This is a genomic window from Oleiagrimonas citrea, from assembly GCF_012395255.1.
Lineage (GTDB): Bacteria > Pseudomonadota > Gammaproteobacteria > Xanthomonadales > Rhodanobacteraceae > Oleiagrimonas > Oleiagrimonas citrea.
The window spans coordinates 1-23,798 of record NZ_JAAZQD010000004.1 but is presented as its reverse complement, the minus strand read 5'-3'; the positions used below and the strand labels follow the sequence as shown (position 1 = coordinate 23,798).

The following is a 23,798-nucleotide window of genomic DNA, read 5'->3' as shown; positions in this document are numbered from 1 at the left end:
CATCCAAGCCAAAAAGCGCCGGAACGGAACCAGTGTCGCGATTTGGCGGCGCGGCGTCTGCCGGATGATCGCGCCTTCGCGTGTAGGCGAAGTCCGACACCACGTTCTTCGCGCAAAAAAAGACCCGGCTCGCCGAAGGCTTGCCGGGTCAGCATAGGGTTTACTTTTTTCGGAACCGTTACACCGACAGCGGGTTCGGCTTGTCGGCATCGAGCTTGTACTGCTTGATGGCCCGCGCCACGTCCTTGGCATTGACCGCGCCCTCGCGCGCCAGCGCGGCCAGGGCCGCGTGGGCGATCCAGTAGCGGTCGACCTCGAAGAAGCTGCGCAGGTGCTCGCGGGTGTCGCTGCGACCGTAGCCATCGGTGCCGAGCACGGTGTAGTGCTTGCCGTCCGGCATGAAGGCGCGGATCTGGTCGGCGTACTCGCGGACGTAGTCGGTGGCCGCGATGACCGGACCGGCACGATCCTTCAGGCACTGCGTGACATAGGCCTCGCGCGGCTTCTTGGCTTCCGGGTGCAGGCGGTTCCAGCGCTCGGCATCGAAACCGTCGCGACGCAGCTCGCTGAAGCTGGTGCACGACCAGATGTCGGCCTCGACGCCGAAGTCGTCCTTCAGCAGTTCGGCCGCCGCCATGGCCTCGCGCAGGATGGTGCCCGACCCCAGCAGCTGCACGCGCGGCACGCTCTTGGACTTGCCCTTGGGCTTGTCGGCCTCCTGCAGCAGGTACATGCCCTTGAGCACGCCTTCCTCGCAGCCCTCGGGCATGTCCGGATGGGTGTAGTTCTCGTTCATGACCGTGAGGTAGTAGTACTCGTCCACCTGCTCGGCCAGCATGCGACGCACGCCGTCCTGCAGGATGATCGCCACCTCGTAGGAGAAGGTCGGGTCGTACGCCTTGCAGTTGGGAATGGCCCCGGCCAGCAGGTGCGAATGACCGTCCTCGTGCTGCAGGCCCTCGCCGTTCAGCGTGGTGCGGCCGGCGGTACCGCCAATCAGGAAGCCGCGCGAACGCATGTCGCCCGCCGCCCAGGCCAGATCGCCGATGCGCTGGAAGCCGAACATCGAGTAGTAGATGAAGAACGGCAGCATCGGCTGATCGCTGGTCGAATAGCTCGTCGCCGCCGCCATCCAGGCGCTCATGCCACCGGCCTCGGAGATGCCTTCCTGCAGCACCTGGCCCTTGATGTCCTCGCGGTAGTACAGCAGCTGATCGGCGTCCTGCGGGCGGTACTTCTGGCCGAACGGCGCATAGATGCCGATTTGCCGGAACATGCCTTCCATGCCGAAGGTACGCGCCTCGTCGGAGACGATGGGCACCACGCGGGGGCCGATCTCCTTGTCGCGCAGCAGCAGGTTCATGCCGCGCACCAGCGACATGGTGGTGGAGATCTCGCGATCGCCGCTGCCCTTGGTGATCTGCTTGTAGAAGTCCAGGTCCGGCGCCTTGAAGGTCTTGCTGGACTTGCTGCGACGCTGCGGCAGCGCGCCGCCCAGCGCCTTGCGGCGCTCGCGCATGTACTGCACTTCCTCCGAGTCCTCGCCCGGGTGGTAGTACGGCACGTCGTCCAGCTGATCGTCCGGCACCGGAATATTGAAGCGATCGCGGAAATGGCGCACCGCGTCGGCGTCCAGCTTCTTCTGCTGATGGGTCGGGTTCTGCGACTCGCCGGCCTCACCCATGCCGTAGCCCTTGACCGTCTTGGCCAGGATCACGGTCGGCATGCCCTCGGTGTTGGAGGCGGCATGATAGGCCGCATACACCTTGTGCGGGTCGTGGCCACCGCGGTTCAGGCGCCACACGTCCTCGTCGGACAGGTTGGCGACCATGGCCTTGGTCTCAGGGTACTTGCCGAAGAAATGCTCGCGCGTGTAGGCGCCGCCGAAGGCCTTGCAGGCCTGGTACTCGCCGTCCAGCGTTTCCATCATCAGCTTGCGCAGCACGCCCTTGTCGTCGCGCGCCAGGAGCGGATCCCAGTAGCTGCCCCAGACCAGCTTCAGCACGTTCCAGCCGGAACCGCGGAAGCCGCCTTCCAGCTCCTGGATGATCTTGCCGTTGCCGCGCACCGGGCCGTCCAGGCGCTGCAGGTTGCAGTTGATGACGAAGACCAGGTTGTCCAGCTTCTCGCGGCCGGCCAGCGCGATCGCGCCCAGGGACTCCGGCTCGTCGCACTCGCCGTCGCCCATGAAGCACCAGATCTTGCGATCGGTCTTCGGCATCAGGCCACGGTGCTCCAGGTACTTCCAGAACTGCGCCTGGTAGATGGCCTGGATCGGGCCGAGACCCATCGACACCGTCGGCACCTGCCAGTAGTCCGGCATCAGCCACGGATGCGGATACGAGGACAACCCCTTGCCCTTGCCGGCCACTTCCATGCGGAACAGGTCCATCTGCTCGGCGCTGAAGCGCCCTTCCAGGAACGAGCGCGCGTAGATGCCCGGGCTGGAATGGCCCTGGTAGAAGATCAGATCGCCCGGATGGTCTTCGCTGGGCGCGCGCCAGAAGTGGTTGAAGCCGACGTCGTACAGGGTCGCCGAGGAGGCGAAGCTGGCGATGTGGCCACCCAGGCTGCCCGGTTTGCGGTTGGCACGCACCACCATCGCCATCGCGTTCCAGCGAATCAGCGAGCGGATGCGCCATTCCAGCGCCGCGTCACCGGGGCTCTTGGCCTCCATGTGCGGCGGAATGGTGTTGACGTATTCGGTGGTCGGGTCGAACGGCAGGTACCCGCCGGCGCGGCGCGTGGCGTCGACCATGCGGTCGAGCAGGAAGTGCGCGCGTTCCGGGCCGTCGGCATTGATGACCGCGCTGAGCGAATCGATCCATTCCCGGGTCTCGGTGGGGTCGAGATCCTGGTCGAGGATGTCCTGCAGTTGATCCATCGGTTTTCCTCCGCGGCGCGTCCGTGGGGATCGGGCGCCCGCTCATGTCGAACAGGGGGAAGGCCGCGCGCATGAATCGCGCGGCGAGTCCATCAAGTTTACCGCTCACGGCGAAATGCGCCAATGTCACGGCCGTTTAAACGACGTTCGCCGCTGTTTCAGCCCTCTCCGCGGGCCATTTCGGCGCGAATCTGCGCCTCGACGCAGGCGATCGCCGTCATGTTGACCACGCGCCGCACCGTCGCCTGCGGTGTCAGCAGGTGCGCGGGTTTGGCCACGCCCATCAGAATCGGACCGATGGTCACGCCGTCGGACATGTGCCGGGTCATGTTGTAGGCGATGTTGGCCGCATCCAGGTTGGGGAACACGAACATGTTGGCCTTGTCCGTGAGGTTGGAATTGGGGAACAGGCGCGTGCGGATCTCCGGGTCCAGCGCCACATCGGCCTGCATCTCGCCCTCGACCTCCAGTCGCGGCGCGCGCGAACGGATCAGTTCCAGCGCACGACGCATCTTGCAGGTGTTGGCGGTCTCGCGGCTGCCGAAGTTGGAATGCGACAGCAGCGCGATGCGTGGCGTGATGCCGAACATCTTCAGACGCATCGCCGCCATCAGCGTGGATTCGGCAATCTGCTCGGCGCTCGGATTTTCCTCGACATAGGTGTCCAGGAAGAAGAACACGCCCTTGTCGGTGGAGACCGCCGACATCGCCGAAGCGCCCTGCGCGCCCTCATCCAGACCGATGATGTCGGTGATGTAGCGGAGCTTGCGGTGGAAGTGCCCGACCAGGCCGCCGATCATGGCGTCGGCGTCGCCGCGCTCGACCATCAGGGACGCGATGGCAATGCCGCGCGAACGCACCACGGCCTTGGCGTGGGCCGGCGTCACGCCACGACGCTCCATCAGGAGATGGTAATGCTGCCAGTAGTCGTCGAAACGCGGATCGGAGTGGATGTTGCACAGCTCGAAGTCGCGATCGACCTTCAGGCGCAGGCCGGCGCGCTCGATGCGCTGTTCGATGACGTCCGGGCGGCCGATCAGGATCGGCCGTGCCAGCCCTTCGTCGACGATGGTCTGCGCCGCGCGCAGAATGGTGTCTTCCTCGCCCTCGGCGAAAGCCACGCGCTTGAGGTCGGCCTTGGCGCGGTCGAACACCGGCTTCATGGTCAGGCCGGTGCGGAAGACCACGTTCGACAGCTTGTCGCAGTAGGCCTCCATGTCCTCGATCGGCCGCGCGGCCACACCGGACTCCATGGCGGCCTTGGCCACTGCCGGCGGCAGTTGCACCAGCAGGCGCGGATCGAAAGGCTGCGGAATCAGGTAGTCCGGACCGAAATGCGGTACCTGGCCGCCGTAGGCACGCGCCGAGACGTCCGACGCCTCGCGACGTGCCAACTCGGCAATGGCGTGTACGCAGGCCACCTTCATGGCCTCGTTGATGACCGTGGCACCGACATCCAGCGCGCCACGGAAGATGTACGGGAAGCACAACGCGTTGTTGACCTGGTTCGGATAGTCCGAGCGGCCGGTCGCGATGATGCAGTCGGGACGGACCTTCTTCGCCTCTTCAGGCAGAATTTCCGGATACGGATTGGCCAGCGCCAGGATGATCGGCTTGTCGGCCATGCTCTGGACCATCTCTGGCTTCAGCACGCCGCCGGCGGACAGGCCCAGGAAGATATCCATGCCCTCGATGATCTCGCCCAGCGAACGCTTGTCGGTGTCGCGGGCATAACGCTGCTTGTCCGGGTCCATGTTGTCGCGACCGGTGTACAGCACGCCGTCGCGATCGACCGCCAGGATGTTCTCCGGCTTCAAACCCAGCGACACCAGCATGTCCAGGCAGGCGATGCCGGCCGCGCCGGCGCCAGCCGTGGCCAGTTTCACGTCCTCGATCTTCTTGCCGGTCACGTGCAGCGCATTGATGACCGCCGCGCCGACGATGATCGCCGTGCCGTGCTGGTCGTCGTGGAACACCGGGATGTTCATGCGCTCGCGCAGCTTCTTCTCGACGATGAAGCACTCGGGCGCCTTGATGTCCTCGAGGTTGATGCCGCCGAAGGTCGGTTCCATCGAGGCAATGATGTCGACCAGCTTGTCCGGATCGGTCTCGTCCAGCTCGATGTCGAACACGTCGATGCCGGCGAACTTCTGGAACAGCACGCCCTTGCCTTCCATCACTGGCTTGCCGGCCAGCGGCCCGATGTTGCCCAGCCCCAGCACCGCGGTGCCGTTGGAGATCACCGCCACCAGATTGGCGCGCGCGGTCAGCTCGGCGGCTTCCTGGGGATCATCGACAATGGCCTCGCAGGCCGCCGCCACGCCGGGCGAATAGGCCAGCGCCAGCTCGCGCTGGTTGATCAGCGACGTGGTCGGCGTGACCTTGATCTTGCCGGGCGTGGGAAGACGGTGATACTCGAGCGCGGCCTGCGCGAGTTCCTTGGAAATGCTGGACATGAAGAGTGGACTCTGACGGCGGGAGCCATGGCCATGGAGGACCGGAAGCGCCCATGCTAGCCACCTGTCCCTCACGCGGCAACGCATGGATGCACGCGGCGCCACACTTGCCACGGCAACATGGTAGTCACCCACAACGTCCCCGACATAACCGCCCCCATGCCCCATGGGTGTCAAGAACGCCTCGACGTGTCTTGCCGATGCCCGAAGGGTCGCCGACACAGGCACCGATTCACGGCGCCAACCGGCCCGACGCTTTTCGGTGGTCAGACTTCGTCCCGACCCCGGCCCCGCTGACCGGAACGGCGACCCGGCGTCTTGGCCCGGCCCTGCTGCTTGAGGCGCGCTTCCAGCGTCGCCGCCTGCTCCTCGCGCTCGGTCTTGAGCTTGACGTAGTTGCGCCAGCGCTCCGCGTCCAGCTCGCCGGATGCGATGGCCGCCTGCACCGCGCAGCCGGGTTCGGTTTCGTGCGCGCAGTCGGCGAAGCGGCAGCGCAGCGCCAGTTCCTCGATGTCGGCGAACAGGTCCAGCGATTCCTCGCCGGTCAGCTTCAACTCGCGCATGCCCGGGGTGTCGATCAGGCAGGCGCCGCCGGGCAGTGGCAACAGCGCGCGATGCGTGGTGGTGTGCCGACCGCGACTGTCGCTGGCGCGCACCGCACCGGTGGCCATGCGCGACTCGCCCAGCAGCGTGTTGGTCAGGGTCGACTTGCCAGCGCCGGAGGAGCCGACCAGCACCACCGTGTCGCCGGGCCTGAGGTAGCCGGACAGCTGTTCGATGGTGGCGGGGTCACGTGCGTTGATGGCGTGCACCGGCGTGGCGTCGGGCAGTCGCTCGCGCAACGCGGCGCACTTGGCTTCCACGTCCTCGGTCCGGTCGGCCTTGGTCAGCAGTACCACCGGCTGCGCGCCGGAACCCTCGATCAGCAGCAGATAGCGTTCGATGCGGCGCGGATTGAAGTCGCCATCGAGACCGGTCAGCACCAGCACGTAGTCGATGTTGGTGGCGATGATCTGGCGCGCGTAGCGTTCGCCGGCGGCGGCGCGGGTCAGCGTCGAGCGGCGCGGAAGAATGCGTTCGATGGTCGGTGGCTCGGCCTCGTCCAGCACTACGAAATCGCCGACGGCCGGACGCTCCGCAGGATCGATGCGGCGCTTCAGGAAGCGTCCGTCGGGCTGCGCGGCAATCACCGCATGCCCATCGTGCACCTCATAGCCGGCGCGATGCTGCGCCACCACGCGGGCGACGCGCGCGGCAGAATCGCCGTCGCGCCAGCCAATGCGGCGCAGCGCCTCGATGTCGGAACCGGAACTCATGACACGATTATGCCCTGCGAAGCGCCGCATCGCGGCCCCACTTGCTCACGAAGCGCTGTTAGCATGCGGGCAAATCCACTCGTGAAGCCCCGCCGTGACGCCGATCGCACCCAGCGCCCGCCTCGCCGAAGTCCGCTACGAGATCCGTGGCGCCCTGGCCCGCCGCGCGCGCGAGATGGAAGCGGCCGGCGCGCCGATCGTGCACCTGAACATCGGCAACCCGGGGCGCTTCGGCTTCCGCGCCCCGGCACATCTGGTCGACGCCATTCCCGCCCACCTGGCGCACAGCGATGGGTACTGCCAGGAACAGGGTATCGACGAGGCTCGTGACGCCGTCGTCGCGCGCCAGCATGCGCGCGGCGTGGCGGACGTCGACGCCGATCGTGTGTTCATCGGCAACGGCGTCAGCGAGCTGATCGACATCAGCCTGCGCGCCCTGCTCGGTCCCGGCGACGAAGTGCTGCTGCCCAGCCCGGACTATCCGCTGTGGAGCGCCTCAACCGTGCTCAACGGCGGTCGCCCGCGCTACTACCGCTGCCTCGCGGCCAACGGCCATCTGCCCGATCCCGAGGAGATGGAACGCCTGATCACGCCGCGCACCCGCGCCATCGTGCTGATCAACCCCAACAACCCGACCGGCGCGGTATACCCGCGCGCGCTGCTCGAACGTATCGTCGCCCTGGCGGCCCGACATGATCTGCTGCTGCTCAGCGACGAGATCTACGACGACATCGTGTACGACGGCGCGGCCTTCGAACCGCTGGCACCGCTGGCTGGCGACGTGCCGTGCCTGAGCTTCTCCGGGCTGTCCAAGGTGCACCGTGCCTGCGGCTTCCGCATCGGCTGGATGAGCCTGTCCGGCGATCGCGCGCGCACCGCCGAACTGCGCGACGCGCTGCAGTTGCTGTCCGCGCTGCGCCTGTGCGCCAACGTCCCCGCGCAGTGGGCCGTGCGCGCCGCGCTGGAAGGACCCAATACCATCGGCCCGCTGCTGCAGCCTGGCGGCCGCCTGCACGCCGCGCGCCAGGCCGTGCTGGACGGCGTCGCCGCCAGCCGCCATCTGGAACTGGTCGCCCCGCGCGGCGCGCTGTACGCCTTCCCCGCCGTGCGCGCCGAGACCCTGCCCACATTCGACGACAGCGACTTTGCGCTGCGTCTGCTGGAAGAGGAAGGCGTACTGCTCGCCCCCGGCTCCAGCTTCAATGTCGAAGCCAGCCGCCACCTGCGTCTGACCCTGCTGCCGGAACCGGACACGCTGCGCGACGTCTTTGTGCGCATCGAGCGCGTGCTCGAACGCATGAGCGAGACCACGGCACGTCCCGCACGCGCCTCGGCCTGAGCGCGCGTTCACCCGCCCGCGTCCGGAATCGCGTAGGCTGGTGCGCATGATCGATGCTTCCGAAGCCTGCCGCTATCTCGCCCTCGGTGACTCCTACACCATCGGCGAAGGTGTCTGCGCGCACGACCGCTGGCCGCAGCAAGTCGTGAACGCCCTGCGCCGCGAAGGCCTGCGCATGGACGATCCGCAGATCATCGCCGTCACCGGTTGGACCACCGACGAGTTGGCCGCCGGCATGCGCGCGGTCAGCCTGCAGCCGCCCTATGATCTGGTCAGCCTCGGCATCGGCGTGAACAACCAATACCGTGGCCGCGACGTCGGCAACTACCGCGAGGAATTCGCCGAACTGCTGGCACGCGCGGTGCATCTGGCGGGCGACCGTCCGCGTCAGGTGATGGTGACGTCGATCCCCGACTGGGGCGTGACCCGCTTCGCCCGAGAACAGGGACGCGATGCTGCCGCCATCGCCCGCGAAATCGACATCTACAACGCCGTCGGCCGGGACGAGACCCTGCGCGCCGGTGCGCACTGGGCCGACGTCACCGCCCTGTCCCGCGCCTGCGGCGACGATGCCGAGATGCTGACCGACGACGGGCTGCACCCCTCCGCCGCGCAATACACGCTCTGGAACCAGCGCCTGCTGCCCCTGGCGCGCACCCTGCTGCGCCAGCGGCGGGGTTGAAAATCGGCGCGAACGCCCCGACACCAGCGGGTATTCGACTTCGGAGGAGATCGGGCTGCGGGTCAATCCGCGTTATCATGCCCGGCCCCGCTCCACCTACCACGGAACCCCGCCATGTCCCTTGATACCGCCACCCGCGAACGCATCCAGTCGCTGCTCGACACGCACCGCGTGGTGCTGTTCATGAAGGGCGACCGCCACCAGCCCATGTGCGGCTTCTCCGCCGCCGCGGTCGGCGCGCTCAGCGACATTCTGGACGACTTCCATACGGTCAACGTGCTGGAAGACCAGGACATCCGCGAGGGCATCAAGGTCTTCGGCGACTGGCCGACGATTCCGCAGCTCTACGTCGAGGGCGAACTGGTCGGCGGCTCGGACATCGTGCGCCAGATGTACGCCTCCGGACAGCTGCACGCGTTGTTCGGCGCCGAGGTCCCGGACCGCACACCACCCGAAATCACGGTGACCGACAAGGCCGCCGAAGCTATCCGCGACGGCATCGGCAACGCCCAGGGCATGGCCCTGCACCTGAACATCGGCGCCGACCACAGCGCCGGCTTCCAGCTGGCCCCGGCCGGCGACCACGACATCGTCAGCGTCGCCAACGGCATCGAGATCCATCTCGACCCGGGCAGCGCGCAGCGCGCCAAGGGCATTGTCATCGACTGGGTCGAGACCATGCAGGGCGCGGGCCTGAGCCTGCGCTTCCCCGGCGCGGCCGAAGTGCACGACCTGAGCGTCGCCGAACTGAAGACCCGCGTCGACGCCGGCGACATCACCGTCGTCGACGTGCGCCCCGCCGATCAGCGCGCGCTGGCACCGTTCCCGGGCGCGCGATCGCTGGAAGAGGAAGGCGAGGCCGCCTTCGCCAACCTGCCCAAGGACACGCCGATGGCGTTCCTGTGCCATCACGGCGTGTCCAGCCGCGGCGTCGCCGAGCATTTCGCCGCGCACGGCTTCACCCAGGTGCACAACGTCGCCGGCGGCATCGACGCCTGGTCGCAAGAGATCGACGACAGCGTGCCGCGCTACTGAACATCGGCACCTGCAACACCGCGCCTGGCGCGGTAGGATCGAGCAAGGCCGGACATTGCGCCGGCCTTGTTTCGTTGTCCCCGCTGGAGAACCCGATGAAACGCCTGCTTTCCCTGGTCGCGCTCGCGGCCCTGGTCGCGACCGGCGCGATGGCCGCCACCGCGATGCCCTACAACCCCAAGGCCGACGCCAAGGCCGAGGTGCACCACGCCCTTCAGACCGCGCAGAAGAACGACAAGCCCGTACTGGTGTTCTTCGGCGCCAACTGGTGCCCGGACTGCCGCGCGTTGGCCAAGGCCATCAAGACCGGCAAGAACGCCACGCTGATGCACGCCAACTTCAACATCGTGAAAGTGGACGTCGGCAACTTCGACCGCAATCTCGACATCGACAAGCGTTTCGGCGACCCGATCAAGAAAGGCATTCCGGCTGCGGTCATCGTCTCGCCACAAGGCAAGGTGCTGTACGCAACTCGCGCCGGCGAGCTGGCCAACGCCCGCCACATGAGCGATCAGGGCGTGTACGACTTCTTCGAACAGCGTCTGTCGGAGATCAAGCAGGCCCACACTTCCGAATGAGTCCGGCCCCGGACTCGACCGGATCGATCGTCTTCGCGCAGGTGCGGCTGGACACGCCGCGCCTGCTTCTGCGCACGCCGACGGATCGGGATCTGGATGACCTTCTGGCGATCTATGCGCGCCCCGATGTCACCCGGTACGGCATCCATCCGCCATGGACCGAACCCGCACAGGCGCGCGCATGGCTGGACCACGCCGAAGCTGGAAACACGCGCGGCGACGCGCTGACACTCGTGCTCGAGCACCGCGAAACACACCGCGTCATCGGCACCTGCATCCTGTTCCACCTTCACACCGAATCCCGTCGCGCCGAGATCGGTTACGGCCTGCATCCCGAACACTGGGGACAAGGGCTGATGCACGAGGCCCTCACGGCCCTGATCGCCTACGCCTTCGATGACATGAAACTGCGCCGCATTGAGGCCGACATCGACCCCGCCAACGCCGCTTCGCGCCGCGCGCTCGAACGCCAGGGATTCGTTCACGAAGGCCGCCTGCGCGAGCGCTGGGACGTCAACGGCCGCATCACCGACTCCGACCTCTACGGCCTGCTGTCATCCGACCGGGCCACTGGCTGAGTGCTCATCCGCCGCGCATTGTGTCGCGGCACGCCACAGACTCTGCCTTGGAATGGAAACATGGGCGCAGCATCCTGCCTGGAACAGGACGCCGCGCCCCGGTGTTCCGCCCACTGGGAGTGCGCTCCATGAAGCGTTTATGCTGGCCCGGCCTTCTCCTGCTCGGATGCGCCATCATGCCTGCTCGCGCAATGCCACCACATGAAAAGCCGCTCGCTCCGCGCGTGCAGGTCATCGGCCACCGCGGCGCACCGGCGTTTTATCCCGAACACACGCTGGCCTCGTATGCGCGGGCCATCGACGACGGTGCCGATTTCATCGAACCGGATCTGGTCATGACCCGCGACGGCGTACTGGTGTCGCGTCATGAAAACGAGATCGGCGGCACCACCGATGTAGCCAACCACCCTGAATTCGCCGACCGCAAGACGACCAAGCGCATCGACGGACACGAAGTGAGTGGCTGGTTCACCGAGGACTTCACACTGGCCGAACTGAAGACCCTGCGCGCCCGCGAGCGTCTCCCCGCCTTGCGCGGCACCGCCCACGATGGCCGCTTCCAGATCCTCACCTTCGACGAAATCATCGATTTCACCGCCGCCGAATCTGCCATACGCGGACGCGTCATCGGTCTCATCCCCGAGATCAAACACAGCACCTATTTCCGCGAACGCGGCCTGCCGATGGAAACGGCCGTGCTGACGACGCTCGGTGCCCATGCCTATACACGCACCGCACCGGTCGAGATCCAATCGTTCGAGACCGCGAACCTGAAATTCCTGCACGAGAAACTCGGCGGTGCCGACGCCCATCGGCAGCACCCCAACATGCGCCTTCTGCAGTTGATCGACACGCCGGACCGACGCCCCTACGATGTGGCCGCTTCCGGCGGCACGCTGGCCTACGCGCAGATGATGAAGCCCGAGGGACTGCGCGACGTGGCCCGCTACGCCGACGCCATCGGCCCGCCGCTCGAGGCGATCATCCCGCGCACGAACGAAAACACCCTTGGCACCCCGACCGGACTGGTGCATCGCGCCCACGCGGCCGGCCTGGAAGTCCATCCCTACACATTCCGCCCGGAAAACCGCTATCTGGCCCGGGAATTCCAGCGGGGCAACGATCCGAACGCCACACACACGGCCGGGCTTATCGCGCAAATCCGCGTCTTCCTGGCCGCCGGCATCGACGCCTTCTTCACGGACGACCCCGCCGCGGGACGTGCGGCGGTGGAGGATTTCGCTTCACCGCAATAAGGCTTTCACGGCGCATCTGGACACATTCGCTATGATCGAACGGATACCGCGGCCCGCCGCGCCGCACGGGAATCCGCCGCCGCATGTCCAGCCTGGAACGCCTCTACCGCAAACTTGTCGTCGATTCGGACCCGTCGCCGCGTAACGGTGCCGCCCTGCACGAAGACGAACCGCGCAACTTCTTCCTGTTCGTCGGCAGCCACTTTCTGACCAAGCTCGGCGATGCGCTGAGCAATCCCAAGACCACGCTAACCTGGCTCGCCGGAAGCCTGGGCGTGGCCAGCTGGATGACCGCGCTGCTGGTGCCGCTGCGCGAATCCGGCAGCATGCTGGTGCAGATCGGACTGGCCGGCATCGTCGAACGCTTCCGGCACCGCAAATGGGTATGGACCCTGGGTGCGCTGCTGCAGGCCGGCTGCATGTTCGGCATGGCGCTGTGCGCGCTGCTGCTTCGCGGCTACGTCGCGGGACTAGTGCTGCTGGGCCTCCTGGCGCTGTTCGCGTTGTCGCGTAGTCTGTCGTCGGTGGCCTCCAAGGATGTGCTGGGCCGCACACTGCCGAAGCGGCGTCGGGGACGCGCCAACGGCTGGGCCGCCAGCACCGCCGGCGTGGCCACGCTGGGCATCGGCGCCACCGCCGCCTGGCTGGGACCCGGACAGTTTCCGGCTCCCGACTATGCCTTCGTGCTCGCGGGCGCGGGGCTCATGTGGGTCGTGGGCGCACTGCTGTTCGCGGGGCTGCGCGAACCGGCAGCCGAAAACGGCGGCACCGATACCGACACGCGCCTGCGCATGCTCTTCCGCGACCGACGCCTGCAGCGCTTCGTCATCGCGCGTGCGCTGCTCATGTGCACCGCCCTCTCGGCGCCGTACTACGTGATGCTGGCGCACCGGCACGGCGGCGAGACCCTGCGCCTGCTGGCCGTATTCGTCACCGTCGACGGCATCGCCTCGATGCTCGGCGGGCCGGTATGGGGACGCCTGGCCGACCGCTCCAGTCGCCACGTGATGCTCATTGGCGGACTGGCGGCCTCCGTGCTGGGTGCCGTGCTTGCAGTCCTGGCGTTCGGCTACAGCGCGCTGCTCAGTCCGGCCTGGTTCATGCCGCTGATGTATTTCCTGCTGTCCCTGGCGCATCAGGCCGTGCGCACCGGCCGCAAGACCTACGTCATCGACATGGCCGAAGGCGACACGCGCACCGACTACGTCGCCGTCAGCAACTCGGCCATCGGCGTCCTGCTGCTGATCGTTGGTGGCGGCATCGCCGCGCTTTCTTCCTGGTCCCTGTCCGCTGCATTGGCAGTTCTGGCGGCGATGGGCGGTTGCGGAGCCTTATTGTGCGCGCAGCTTCCATCGGTCACGGACGGCGAAGACTGAATCCGCCCGCGACCCGCGCATGCTCATTTGAGCATTTTTCTGTGCGCATGAATCGACATCAGCACGCCGAAGCCCGCCAGCAAGGACACCGCCGACGTGCCGCCGTAGCTGATGAGCGGCAACGGCACGCCTACCACCGGCAACAGACCGGTGATCATGCCGCCATTGACGACCACGTAGACGAAGAAGCTCAATGCGATCGAACCGGCCAGCAGCCGCGAGTACGTTTCCCGCGCCTCGGCGGCAATCCACAGACTGCGGCCGACGATGAACAGATACAGCGTCAGCAGCAGCAGCACACCGAACAGACCGAATTCCTCGCCGAACACCGCGAACACGAAATCGGTGGTGTGCTCGGGCAGGAACTCAAGATGCGACTGGGTGCCGTGCTGCCAGCCCTTGCCGAAGAAACCGCCGGAACCGACCGCGATCTTGGACTGGATGATGTGCCAGCCCGCACCCAGCGGATCGGATTCGGGGTTCAGCATCGTCAGCACGCGCTGCCGCTGGTAATCATGCATGAAATGCCAGGCGACCGGCGCCGCCAGCACGGCCAGTCCCAGCAGCGAAAGAATGCGCTTCCAGCCCATGCCCGACAGGAACAGGACGAAGGCACCGGCCGCGGCCACCAGCAACGCGGTGCCCAGATCCGGCTGTTCGGCAATGAGGCCCACCGGAATGCCGATCAAGACCGCCGCGCCGAGCGTGTGCTTCCATGATGGCGGCAGATGCCGCGGATGCAGATACCAGGCCACCATCATCGGCGTGGTCAGCTTGAGCAGCTCCGACGGCTGGAAGCGCACGACGCCCAGGTCCAGCCAGCGATAGGCGCCACGTCCCTCGCCAACGATGGCGACGATCACCAACAGCAGCACCGAGAAGCTGTACAGCCACGGCGTCCATGTGCGCAGATCGCGCGGCGAGATGCGCGAAATCAGCAGCAGAAGCAGACCGCCGAGCAGAAAGCGCAAGGCCTGATTGATCACCAGTCGCACATTCTCGTCGCCAGCGCTGTAGAGCGTGATCAGACCGGCGCAGGCCAGTACGCTCAATCCGCCCATCAGCGGCCAGTCCAGACGCTTGTGTTCCCACAACCGCACCGCGAAGCGACGCAAGCGCATGCCGAGTGCGTTCATCATCGCGATGCCCCCGGCGAATGGCTCGTCGCTTGATCGACTGTCGGCGGCGGCAGCGAACCCGGTGGCTGCTCGGCCAGCCACGCATCGAAGATCTTGCGTGCGATCGGCGCCGCGACACTGCCGCCCCATGCCCCGCGTTCGACGACCACGGCCACCGCGATGCGCGGATCACTGGCCGGCGTGTAGCCCTCGAACAACGCGCGGTGCCGTTTCGCCAATGCCTTGAGGTCGGTCCGGTCTTCGTAGGCCTTGGTCGTCCGCGAGTAGCGCTCGGCAGTGCCGGTCTTGCCCGCGATGATGTACGGGAATCCGTCGCCCAACCCGTGCGCCGTGCCCTTGTCCGCATTAACGACTGCGATCATGCCCTTGCGCACCACTTTCCAGTCGTTCGGATCATGTGCGATCGGCTTGCCGGGCGGCGGCGGCTTGACCGGCTTGCGCTTGCCGTCGACACCGGCTCGCGTCGCCACGAGCAGATGCGGACGGTGCGGAACGCCGCCGTCGGCCAACGTGGCCAGCGCATTGGCCAGCTGGATCGGCGTGACCACCCAATAGCCTTGCCCGATGCCGGAAATGACCGTCTCGCCCGGATACCACGGTTGATTGCGATGGATGCGCTTCCACTCGCGCGAGGGCAGCACCCCGGCCGCCTCGCCGGGAAGGTCGACGCCGGTCGGTTTGCCGAAACCGAATTGCGCCATCCAGCTGCTTAGCTTGTCGATGCCCATGTCCAGCGCCAGCTTGTAGAAATAGGTGTTCACCGAGCGCTCGATGGCATAGACCAGATCCGTACGGCCCACTCCGCCGCGCTGATCGTCGCGATAGCCGCGCGACTGCCCCGGGATGTAGAACACGCCGGTCGACATGACCGTATCGGAAGGTTTGCGGAAGCCCAGCTCCAGACCACCCAGACCGATGAACGGCTTCACCGTCGAACCCGGCGGATACCCGCCGCGAATGGCGCGATCCAGCAGCGGCTTGTCCGGGTCTTTCAGCAATTGCGAATAATCGGTGCGACTGATGCCACCCACGAAAAGATTCGGATCGAAACTGGGCACGCTGACCATCGCCAGGACCTGCCCATTGCGCGGGTCGATGGCCACGGCGGCGCCGGCCTGTCCGTCGAACGCCGCATAGGCGGCCTTCTGCAGACGCGCATCGATGCTCAGATACAGGCTCTCTCCCGGTACGGGCGGATGCGTCTGCAGCACGCGCTGCACGCGCTGGTCGGCATTGACCTCGACCACTTCGTAACCCGGGTCGCCGTGCAGCTGGCTCTCGTAATAGCGTTCGATGCCGGTCTTGCCGATGTGCGTGGTGCCGTCGTAACGATCTGGATCGACGTGCTTGAGTTCTTCCGCATTGATGCGCCCGACATGCCCGACCACATGTGCGAACAACGCTCCCTGCGGATAGTTGCGACTCAGGTATGGCACCACATCGACGCCGGGGAAACGCCAGCGATTGACCGCGAACCGGTCGATCTCGTCCTCGTTCAGGCGCAGCTTCAGCGGCACGCTCTGGAACGCGCGATGCTGTTTCAGGCTGCGGTGAAAATCCTTCAGATCCTGGTCGCTGAGATGAACCACCATGCCCAGTTGCTGCAGCATGTCGTCCATGTTCTTGACGCGTTCCGGCACCACATCGAGCCGGAATGCCGGCACGTTGTCCGCCAGCAGCACGCCGTTGCGATCGTAGATCAGACCGCGCGGCGGCGGCAGACGCCGCAGGTGCACACGGTTCTGCGTCGAACGCGTCGCATATTCGTCGTGCTGCACCACCTGCAGCCAGAAGAAGCGTCCGGCCAGCACCAGCAGGGCAAGGGCCACCAGCACGAAACCGGTCAGCGCACGCACCCGGAACAGATGCGCCTCGATCTGCTCGTTCTTGATGCGAGTCCGCTTCAGCGCCATCGATCACGCGCTCCCATTCTCGTCCCGCTGAATGCCGCGTGCGCGCTCATGCCTCGTGAGCGCGCAAACGAGCGCGCACGTCGTCGAGCAGCAGGAACAGGAACGGCCACACCACTGCGCCGACCAGCGGCGCCGCGGCAAAACTCAGCGGCGGCAGGGGATAGCCGGCAAAGCTGCGCAGGATCAGATCGATGATGCGATCGTTGGCCAGCAACGCCAGCACGGCCAGCGCCTGCTGCCACATCGGAAAAAAGCGCAGCCGCGCACGGAAACGCAGCACGATGAACACCAGCACCGTCAACCGCAGCGCCTGTTCACCCAGCAGAATGCCGTCGATCACGTCCGCGCCCAGACCGATGGCGAACGCCACACCCAGACTGACCACGTCATTGGATTCTAGCGCCCAGTAGATCAGCACCAGTGCCGGCCAATACGGCTTGAACGCCATCACGCTCTGCGGCAGGGGCAGCAGCATCAGCAGCAGAGACAGCACCACCGTGCTCCAGAAGACGATGGCGCGAACGCGTTGCCGGTTCATCGCGACCTCCGAGCCGAAGTCGACGACGAGCCGACCGCATCCGGCGCGAGTGCACGGGGCGGTCCGTCGACGCTGGCCGGGGCCGGGGGACCGACGGGCGGCGCCAAGTCGCGCAGCAACAGGACCTCATCGGCACGCTGCATGTCCGCACTCGGTTTGGCACGTGCCGTCAGGAACATCCCTGACAGCTGCGGCTCGACATGCGTGATCGTGGCAACCGGAAAGCCCGGCGGAAAACGCCCGCCAAGACCCGAACTGACCAGCTTGTCGCCCACGCGCACATCCGCCGACACCGGGATCGTGGTCAGCGAAAGCTGTCCGGACTCATGCGATCCATGGGCCACCGTGCGCAAGCCGGTACGGGTGTCCGTCACAGGAATGGCGTGATCAGGATCGGTGATGAGCATCACCGTGCAGGTCCCGGGCAGCACCTGCGTCACCTGTCCCATGATGCCGTGTGCATCGATCACCACCTGCCCCACCTTCACGCCCTGATGCGCGCCGGTATTCAGGGTCAGGCGATGGCTGAAGGCTCCCAGATCGATGTCGATGACTCGCGCCAGTTGCACGTTCATGCCCAGTTGCCGGCGCGTATCCAGCAGTTTCTTGAGGCGCTTGTTCTGGCGCGACACCGCGGCCATGTGATTCAGTCGCGCGTTGGCCAGAAGCAGGTCGACGCGCAACTGCTTGTTCTCCTCGGTCAGCTTCCGGCGATCGGCAAACGCCACGCGTGCGGCGCGGAACCCGGATGCCGGCAATCCGGCCAGGTGATAGAGCGGCTCCACGACAATGGCCGCGCCGTAGCGCACCTTGCCCATCCAGTGTCCGCGGTGGTCGAGCACCATCAGCACGGAGGCGATCGCCAGATAGACGATCAATCGCAAGGTTCCCGCCATGTTGGCGGAAAACAGCGAACCCCCGTCACGTGTCAATGTCATGCCCTTCCCGCCGGCGTCCGATACGCATGCTGACGCATCCGCCGTTTGCCTGCCATTACTCGCCGGTGAAGAAGTCGCTGCCGTGCTGGTCGATCATCTCCAGTGCCTTGCCGCCGCCACGGGCGACGCAGGTCAACGGATCGTCGGCGACCTGCACGTACAGGCCGGTCTCCTCGGTGATCAGGCGATCCAGGTCGCGCAGGAGCGCGCCGCCGCCGGTCAACACGATGCCGCGCTCGGCGACGTCCGAGCACAGCTCGGGCGGGGTCTGCTCCAGCGCGGCCTTGACCGCGGCGACAATGCCGGAAATGGGCTCGTGCAGCGCCTCCAGCACTTCGTTGGAGTTGATGGTGAACATGCGCGGCACGCCCTCGGCCAGATTGCGGCCGGAGATCTCGATCTCCTTGACCTCGGCCTGCGGATAGGCGCAGCCGATCTCCAGCTTGATGCGCTCGGCGGTGGAATCGCCGATCAGGGTGCCGTGGTTGCGACGCACGTAGTTGATGATGGATTCGTCGAAGCGGTCGCCGCCGATGCGCACAGACTGCGAGTAGACGACGCCGTTGAGCGACATCACCGCCACTTCCGACGTACCGCCGCCGATGTCGAGCACCATCGAGCCGCGGGCTTCGTGCACCGGGATACCGGCGCCGATCGCGGCCGCCATCGGCTCCTCGATCAGGAACACGTCGCGGGCGCCGGCACCCTCGGCCGATTCCTTGATGGCGCGGCGCTCGACCTGGGTCGAACCGCACGGCACGCACACCAGCACACGCGGGCTGGGACGCAGCATGCGCGACTTGTGCACCTGCTTGATGAAGTGCTGCAGCATCGCCTCGGTCATGGTGAAGTCGGCGATCACACCATCCTTCATCGGACGGATGGTGGTGATCGAACCGGGCGTGCGGCCGAGCATGCGCTTGGCGGTGCTGCCGACGGCCTCGACGCGGCGCGGTGCACCCGAGCCGTGCTCGTGGCGAATGGCGACAACCGAGGGTTCGTTCAACACGATGCCCTCGCCACGCACGTAGATGAGCGTGTTGGCCGTGCCCAGATCGATGGAGATGTCGTTGGAGAAGAACCCGCTAAACCATTTGAACATTGCGCTGCACGCCGCCCTTGCGTGTGATGGGGAAATAAGCAGGTCAGTCTAGTCAGCGCCGACAGGCTGCGCAAGCAAACAATCGTTAAGAAAGTCTTTGTTTCGCCTAGAGATGCGCGCAATTTCGCATCTCGCGCATGAACGCCCTCGCGTGGCTTTCGCACGGGTTTACGCATCCTGGGTCGCCGGATCGGCTCGTAGACGATAAAATGTCCAGGTTTTGTGCGGATGCGGCTCCATGGACCCGCGTCCGTCCACCTTTTCGCACGGGGAACGCACCACGCATGTCTGCCTTGATCTGCGGCTCGCTGGCCTACGACACCATCATGGTCTTCGAGGACCGCTTCAGGAACCACATCCTTCCGGACAAGGTGCACATGCTCAACGTGGCCTTCCTGGTCCCGGGCATGCGCCGCGAATTCGGAGGCTGCGCCGGCAACATCGCCTACAACCTGAAGCTGCTGGGCGAGGACCCGATCCCGATGGCGACGGTCGGCCAGGACTTTGCGCCCTACCGCACGCATTTCGACGCATGCGGCATCGATCTGAGTCAGGTCAAGGAACTGCCCGAGCTGTTCACGGCGCAGGCGTTCATCACGACCGACCTCGACGACAACCAGATCACTGCGTTCCATCCCGGCGCGATGATGCACTCCAACGAGAATCATGTCCGTGACGTGGCAGCGGCCACGTTCGGCATCGTTGCGCCCGATTCGCGCGAAGCCATGCTTCAGCACGCCAAGGAATTCGCCGAGCGCGGCGTTCCGTTCATCTTCGACCCAGGCCAGGCCATGCCGTTGTTCAACGGCCAGGAATTCCGCAACCTGATCGAAATGGCGCAGTTCGTCACCGTCAACGACTACGAGTCGCAGGTATTGCAGGAGCGTACCGGCTGGACGCCGCAGGACATCGCGGCGCGCGTGAAGGGATACATCGTCACGCGCGGCGCCAAGGGTTCGCATATTTACGCCGACGGCGTTCTGCACGAGATCCCGCCGGCCAAGGTCAACAAGGTGGCGGATCCGACCGGTTGCGGCGATGCCTACCGTGCAGGCCTGATCTTCGCGCTGATGCGCGACATGGACTGGCCGACCGTGGGCCGCGTGGCCTCGCTGATGGGTGCGCTGAAGGTCGAGCATCCCGGCACGCAGAACCAGCGCTTCGACTTCGCCCATTTCGCCGAGCAGTTCCAGCAGCAATACGGCTACGCGCTCGACGCCTGATTTCCCGCGCTCAGTCTTCCACGCGGTACTGCATGGTCGCTTCGACGGCCCTCTGCCAGCCTGAATACAATGCCTCGCGCCGCACGGAGTTCATCTGCGGCGTGAAGCATCGATCCAGTGCCCACAACTTGGCGATCTCCTCGCGATCACGCCACACGCCTGCGGCCAGCCCAGCCAGATAGGCAGCCCCCAGTGCCGTGGTCTCGTTGATTTTCGGACGGATCACCGGCACGTCCAGTATGTCGGCCTGGAACTGGGCCGTGAAATCATTCGCGATCGCGCCACCGTCGGCGCGCAATTCCTTCAGCTCGATGCCCGCATCCTGCTGCATCGCGTCTAGCACGTCGCGTGTTTGATAAGCCATCGATTCCAGCGCGGCGCGGATGAAGTGCTCTTTCTGCGTGCCGCGCGAAAGTCCGAAGATCGCCCCACGCACATCGCTCTGCCAATACGGCGCTCCCAATCCGGTGAACGCCGGCACCATGTAGACGCCGTCGTTGTCGCCGGCGCGTTCGGCGTAGGCCTGGGAGTCACTCGCTTTGCCCAGCATGCGCAAGCCGTCGCGCAACCACTGCACCACCGATCCCGCTACGAAGACGCTGCCTTCCAGCGCATACTCCGTTGTATCGCCGATGCGCCATGCCGGCGTGGTCAGCAGACCGTGTGTCGAAATCCGCGCTTCTTCACCAGTATGCATCAGCAGAAAACAGCCGGTACCGTAGGTGTTCTTTGCCATGCCCGGCTCGAAGCATGCCTGACCGAACAACGCCGCTTGCTGGTCGCCGGCGATGCCGCAGATCGGTACATCGTGACCGAAGAAATGCTTCGCCTGGATCCGGCCGTATTCCTCGCTGCAACCGCGCACTTCAGGCAGCATCGATTTCGGCACGCCGAAGAGCTCCAGCAGATCGTCGTCCCAGCGCTGCCGATGAATGTCGTAGAGCAACGTTCGCGAGGCATTGGTGATGTCGGTGACATGCACCTGGCCGCCGGTCAGATTCCAGACCAGCCAGCTGTCGATCGTGCCGAACAGCAATTCGCCCTTCTGCGCGCGTTCCCGTACGCCTTCGACGTTCGCGAACAGCCACTTGATCTTCGTCGCCGAGAAATAGGCATCGATCAGCAAACCGGTACGTTCGCGCACCAGCTTTTCGGTCTCGCTATTACGCATGTGTCGGCACAACTCGGCCGAATGCCGGGATTGCCACACAATCGCGTTATGCACCGGTTCGCCAGTCTTTCGATCCCAGACAACGGTGGTTTCGCGTTGATTCGTGATCCCGATTCCCGCCACGCTCGACGCATCCACCTCCGCGTTGTGCATGGCCTCGGTCAAGGTCACGAGAACGCTTGTGAGGATTTCGCGCGGTTTGTGTTCGACCCAGCCCGGTCGCGGGAAAATCTGCTCGAACTCACGCTGCGCCTTGCCCACGACCCGCCCTTCGGCGTCGAACACCATCACCCTGGAGCTGGTCGTGCCCTGGTCGATCGCCACGATGTGATCGCGTTCTCTGCTCATGCCCCCGCTCCCTGGATTTTGGATTCGTCGGCCACGCCCAGTGACTGCACGGCATCATGCATATAGCGTTCCAGCTTCTCGATCGATGGTTTGTCGACACGAAGTCCCAGTTTGGTGCGCCGCCACAGAATGTCCTCCGCCCTGCGGGCCCACTCGTTACGGATCAGATAATCGACCTCTGCGCGATACAAATCTCCGCCGAAATGCGCACCCAGATCCTGCATGCATCGGGCTTCGCCCAGCAAAGTTTCCGTACACGTCCCGTAATGACGCAACCAGCGATGCGCAAGCGAAGCCGGCAACCATGGCCAACGACGCGACCATGTGTCGAGCATCCGTTCGGCATCGGCGAAATCACCGCCAGGCAGCGGGTCGCCGTCTTCGGTCCAGGCAGGTCGATCCAATTCCAGTTCCTCGACAAGGCGATCCACGGCATCTTCGGCCAGACGGCGGTATGTAGTGATCTTGCCGCCGAACACATTCAACAGCGCGGCCCCCGACGTTGTATCCAGATCGATGCGGTAATCGCGGCTGACGGAGGATGCGCTACCGCCTTCGTCCAGCAACGGGCGCACGCCACTGTAGGACCACACCACGTCGCTCGGTTGTATGCGCTGCGTGAAATAGCGATTGACGGCTTCGCACAAATAGCGCATTTCCTCGTCGTCGATGCGTACTGCGGCGGGGTCTCCTTCGTAATCCACGTCGGTGGTGCCGATCAGGGTGTAATCGGCTTCATACGGAATCGCGAAAACGATCCGTCGATCCGGTTGCTGAAATAGATAGGCGTAATCGTGTTCGAACAGTCGCGGCAGGACGATATGGCTGCCTTTCACCAGCCGCAAGTTCGGATGTTCTTGTTCTCCCAACACCTCACCGAGGAAGCTTCCCGCCCAGGGACCGCATGCGTTCACCAGCATGCGAGCCTTCACGACCTCCCGCTTACCTCCCGAGTGCTCCAGGACGGCAACCCATCTTCCGTCTTCCACTTTTGCGGAGATGCATCGTGTGCGCACAAGAATCTTCGCACCGCGTCGCTCGGCATCCATTGCATTCAAGACAACCAGGCGCGCATCTTGCACCCAGCCATCCGAATAAACGAAGCCGCGGCGGTAACTACTCTTCAACCCGGCACCACTGACATGCTCGCGCAAATCCACCACCTTCGAATCCGCCAGCGTGCGATGAGCTGCCCCCAGATGGTCGTATAGAAGCAGTCCAAGTCGAATCATCCAGGCAGGTCGTAAATGCGACTCGTGCGGCAACACGAACAATAGCGGCCAAGTGATATGTGGTGCGAGACGGAGAATCACTTCGCGCTCGGCGAGCGCCTTGGCCACCAATCGGAACTCGTACTGTTCCAGATAACGCAGCCCACCGTGAATCAGCTTGGTGCTGGCGCTGGAGGTGTGGGCGGCCAGATCATCCTGTTCGCACAACAACACGGATAATCCGCGCCCGACTGCATCTCGTGCGATACCTGCACCATTGACGCCGCCCCCGACGATCAGCATGTCGATGTCGTAGTGCACACTGGCCTCCAGTTCGTGTGCTGTTGGCTGACTGGAGCCTTACGCTAGCACGCCGCATGGGAAAGACATCTAACGTCATGCATGACCCGATGTCAGCCGAAGGCAGTCCCCAATCGGAGGCATCACTGCATACACCTGGACGCGAAGAGTTGGCAAACGAGTACGTATGTTCCCATCTAGTGCTGCAGCATCCGTCAGCGCGTTGCATCGCCAGGGCGGTGCGCTCCGTTCGGTGCACGCCGGGACGCGGTGCATAAAAAAAGCCCCCGAGGCATCTCGGGGGCTTTTCGTATGAGGTCCCTGGCGGTGACCTACTCTCGCATGGCAACTGCCACACTACCATTGGCGCGGGTGCGTTTCACTGCCGAGTTCGGGATGGGATCGGGTGGGACCA

18 protein-coding genes and 1 rRNA gene are annotated in these 23,798 nt (G+C 65.2%); 8 read left to right on the top strand and 11 right to left on the bottom strand.

Annotated elements, in window-relative coordinates:
* Positions 1-178: 178 nt before the first annotated feature.
* The 3 genes from aceE to rsgA form a co-directional block, all read right to left on the bottom strand.
* The gene (gene aceE, locus HF690_RS10085; RefSeq protein ID WP_168609358.1) at positions 179-2,884 is read right to left on the bottom strand and encodes a pyruvate dehydrogenase (acetyl-transferring), homodimeric type; all 2,706 of its coding nucleotides are present in this window, start codon (positions 2,882-2,884) and stop codon (positions 179-181) included.
* 158 nt (positions 2,885-3,042) lie between these two features.
* The gene (locus HF690_RS10080) at positions 3,043-5,340 is read right to left on the bottom strand and encodes an NADP-dependent malic enzyme (RefSeq protein ID WP_168609357.1); all 2,298 of its coding nucleotides are present in this window, start codon (positions 5,338-5,340) and stop codon (positions 3,043-3,045) included.
* 266 nt (positions 5,341-5,606) lie between these two features.
* The gene (gene rsgA / locus HF690_RS10075; protein WP_168609356.1) at positions 5,607-6,656 is read right to left on the bottom strand and encodes a ribosome small subunit-dependent GTPase A; all 1,050 of its coding nucleotides are present in this window, start codon (positions 6,654-6,656) and stop codon (positions 5,607-5,609) included.
* A 94-nt stretch (positions 6,657-6,750) separates the two neighbouring features.
* Here rsgA and HF690_RS10070 point away from each other — a divergent pair, with 94 nt between their 5' ends.
* The 7 genes from HF690_RS10070 to HF690_RS10040 all read left to right on the top strand — a co-directional run bounded on the left by HF690_RS10070 (position 6,751) and on the right by HF690_RS10040 (position 13,500).
* The gene (locus HF690_RS10070; protein WP_338042902.1) at positions 6,751-7,995 is read left to right on the top strand and encodes an aminotransferase class I/II-fold pyridoxal phosphate-dependent enzyme; all 1,245 of its coding nucleotides are present in this window, start codon (positions 6,751-6,753) and stop codon (positions 7,993-7,995) included.
* 46 nt (positions 7,996-8,041) lie between these two features.
* On the top strand, positions 8,042-8,677 hold the full coding sequence (locus tag HF690_RS10065) for an SGNH/GDSL hydrolase family protein (RefSeq protein ID WP_113063946.1): 636 nt from the start codon (positions 8,042-8,044) through the stop codon (positions 8,675-8,677).
* A gap of 114 nt (positions 8,678-8,791) precedes the next feature.
* Complete coding sequence (grxD, locus tag HF690_RS10060) at positions 8,792-9,712, top strand: Grx4 family monothiol glutaredoxin (RefSeq protein ID WP_168609355.1); 921 nt, start codon at positions 8,792-8,794, stop codon at positions 9,710-9,712.
* A gap of 95 nt (positions 9,713-9,807) precedes the next feature.
* Positions 9,808-10,290, top strand: coding sequence for a thioredoxin family protein (locus HF690_RS10055; RefSeq protein ID WP_113063948.1), 483 nt, complete (start codon positions 9,808-9,810; stop codon positions 10,288-10,290).
* Complete coding sequence (locus tag HF690_RS10050) at positions 10,287-10,868, top strand: GNAT family N-acetyltransferase (RefSeq protein ID WP_113063949.1); 582 nt, start codon at positions 10,287-10,289, stop codon at positions 10,866-10,868. The genes HF690_RS10055 and HF690_RS10050 overlap by 4 nt, the downstream gene beginning before the upstream one ends.
* A 176-nt stretch (positions 10,869-11,044) precedes the next feature.
* A complete protein-coding gene (locus HF690_RS10045) occupies positions 11,045-12,124 on the top strand; it encodes a glycerophosphodiester phosphodiesterase (RefSeq protein WP_425495911.1) in 1,080 nt (359 codons plus the stop codon).
* Positions 12,125-12,207: 83 nt separating this feature from the next.
* A complete protein-coding gene (locus HF690_RS10040) occupies positions 12,208-13,500 on the top strand; it encodes an MFS transporter (RefSeq protein WP_168609354.1) in 1,293 nt (430 codons plus the stop codon).
* Between the two features lie 23 nt (positions 13,501-13,523).
* Here HF690_RS10040 and rodA read toward each other — a convergent pair whose 3' ends face one another.
* From rodA to HF690_RS10015, 5 genes are read right to left on the bottom strand one after another with little or no spacing between them, the layout of a single operon-like run.
* Entirely contained in the window at positions 13,524-14,639 is a 1,116-nt protein-coding gene (gene rodA, locus HF690_RS10035) for a rod shape-determining protein RodA (RefSeq protein ID WP_113063952.1), read from the bottom strand.
* Positions 14,636-16,552: a penicillin-binding protein 2 gene (gene mrdA, locus HF690_RS10030; protein WP_168609353.1), complete on the bottom strand. Its 1,917-nt coding sequence runs from the start codon at positions 16,550-16,552 to the stop codon at positions 14,636-14,638. The genes rodA and mrdA overlap by 4 nt, the downstream gene beginning before the upstream one ends.
* Before the next feature lie 46 nt (positions 16,553-16,598).
* A complete protein-coding gene (gene mreD / locus HF690_RS10025; protein ID WP_113063954.1) occupies positions 16,599-17,090 on the bottom strand; it encodes a rod shape-determining protein MreD in 492 nt (163 codons plus the stop codon).
* Complete coding sequence (mreC, locus tag HF690_RS10020; protein WP_168609352.1) at positions 17,087-18,028, bottom strand: rod shape-determining protein MreC; 942 nt, start codon at positions 18,026-18,028, stop codon at positions 17,087-17,089. The genes mreD and mreC overlap by 4 nt, the downstream gene beginning before the upstream one ends.
* Positions 18,029-18,083: 55 nt before the next feature.
* On the bottom strand, positions 18,084-19,130 hold the full coding sequence (locus HF690_RS10015; RefSeq protein ID WP_113063956.1) for a rod shape-determining protein: 1,047 nt from the start codon (positions 19,128-19,130) through the stop codon (positions 18,084-18,086).
* Between the two features lie 284 nt (positions 19,131-19,414).
* On the opposite strand from HF690_RS10015, the gene HF690_RS10010 reads away from it, so the two are divergent.
* On the top strand, positions 19,415-20,353 hold the full coding sequence (locus tag HF690_RS10010; RefSeq protein WP_113063957.1) for a carbohydrate kinase family protein: 939 nt from the start codon (positions 19,415-19,417) through the stop codon (positions 20,351-20,353).
* Between the two features lie 10 nt (positions 20,354-20,363).
* Here HF690_RS10010 and glpK read toward each other — a convergent pair whose 3' ends face one another.
* From glpK to rrf, 3 genes are all read right to left on the bottom strand, one after another.
* Positions 20,364-21,872: a glycerol kinase GlpK gene (gene glpK / locus HF690_RS10005; protein WP_168609351.1), complete on the bottom strand. Its 1,509-nt coding sequence runs from the start codon at positions 21,870-21,872 to the stop codon at positions 20,364-20,366.
* Positions 21,869-23,386, bottom strand: coding sequence for a glycerol-3-phosphate dehydrogenase (glpD, locus tag HF690_RS10000; RefSeq protein ID WP_168609641.1), 1,518 nt, complete (start codon positions 23,384-23,386; stop codon positions 21,869-21,871). The genes glpK and glpD overlap by 4 nt, the downstream gene beginning before the upstream one ends.
* 316 nt (positions 23,387-23,702) lie before the next feature.
* Positions 23,703-23,798, bottom strand: a 5S ribosomal RNA gene (gene rrf, locus HF690_RS09995); the annotation flags it as partial.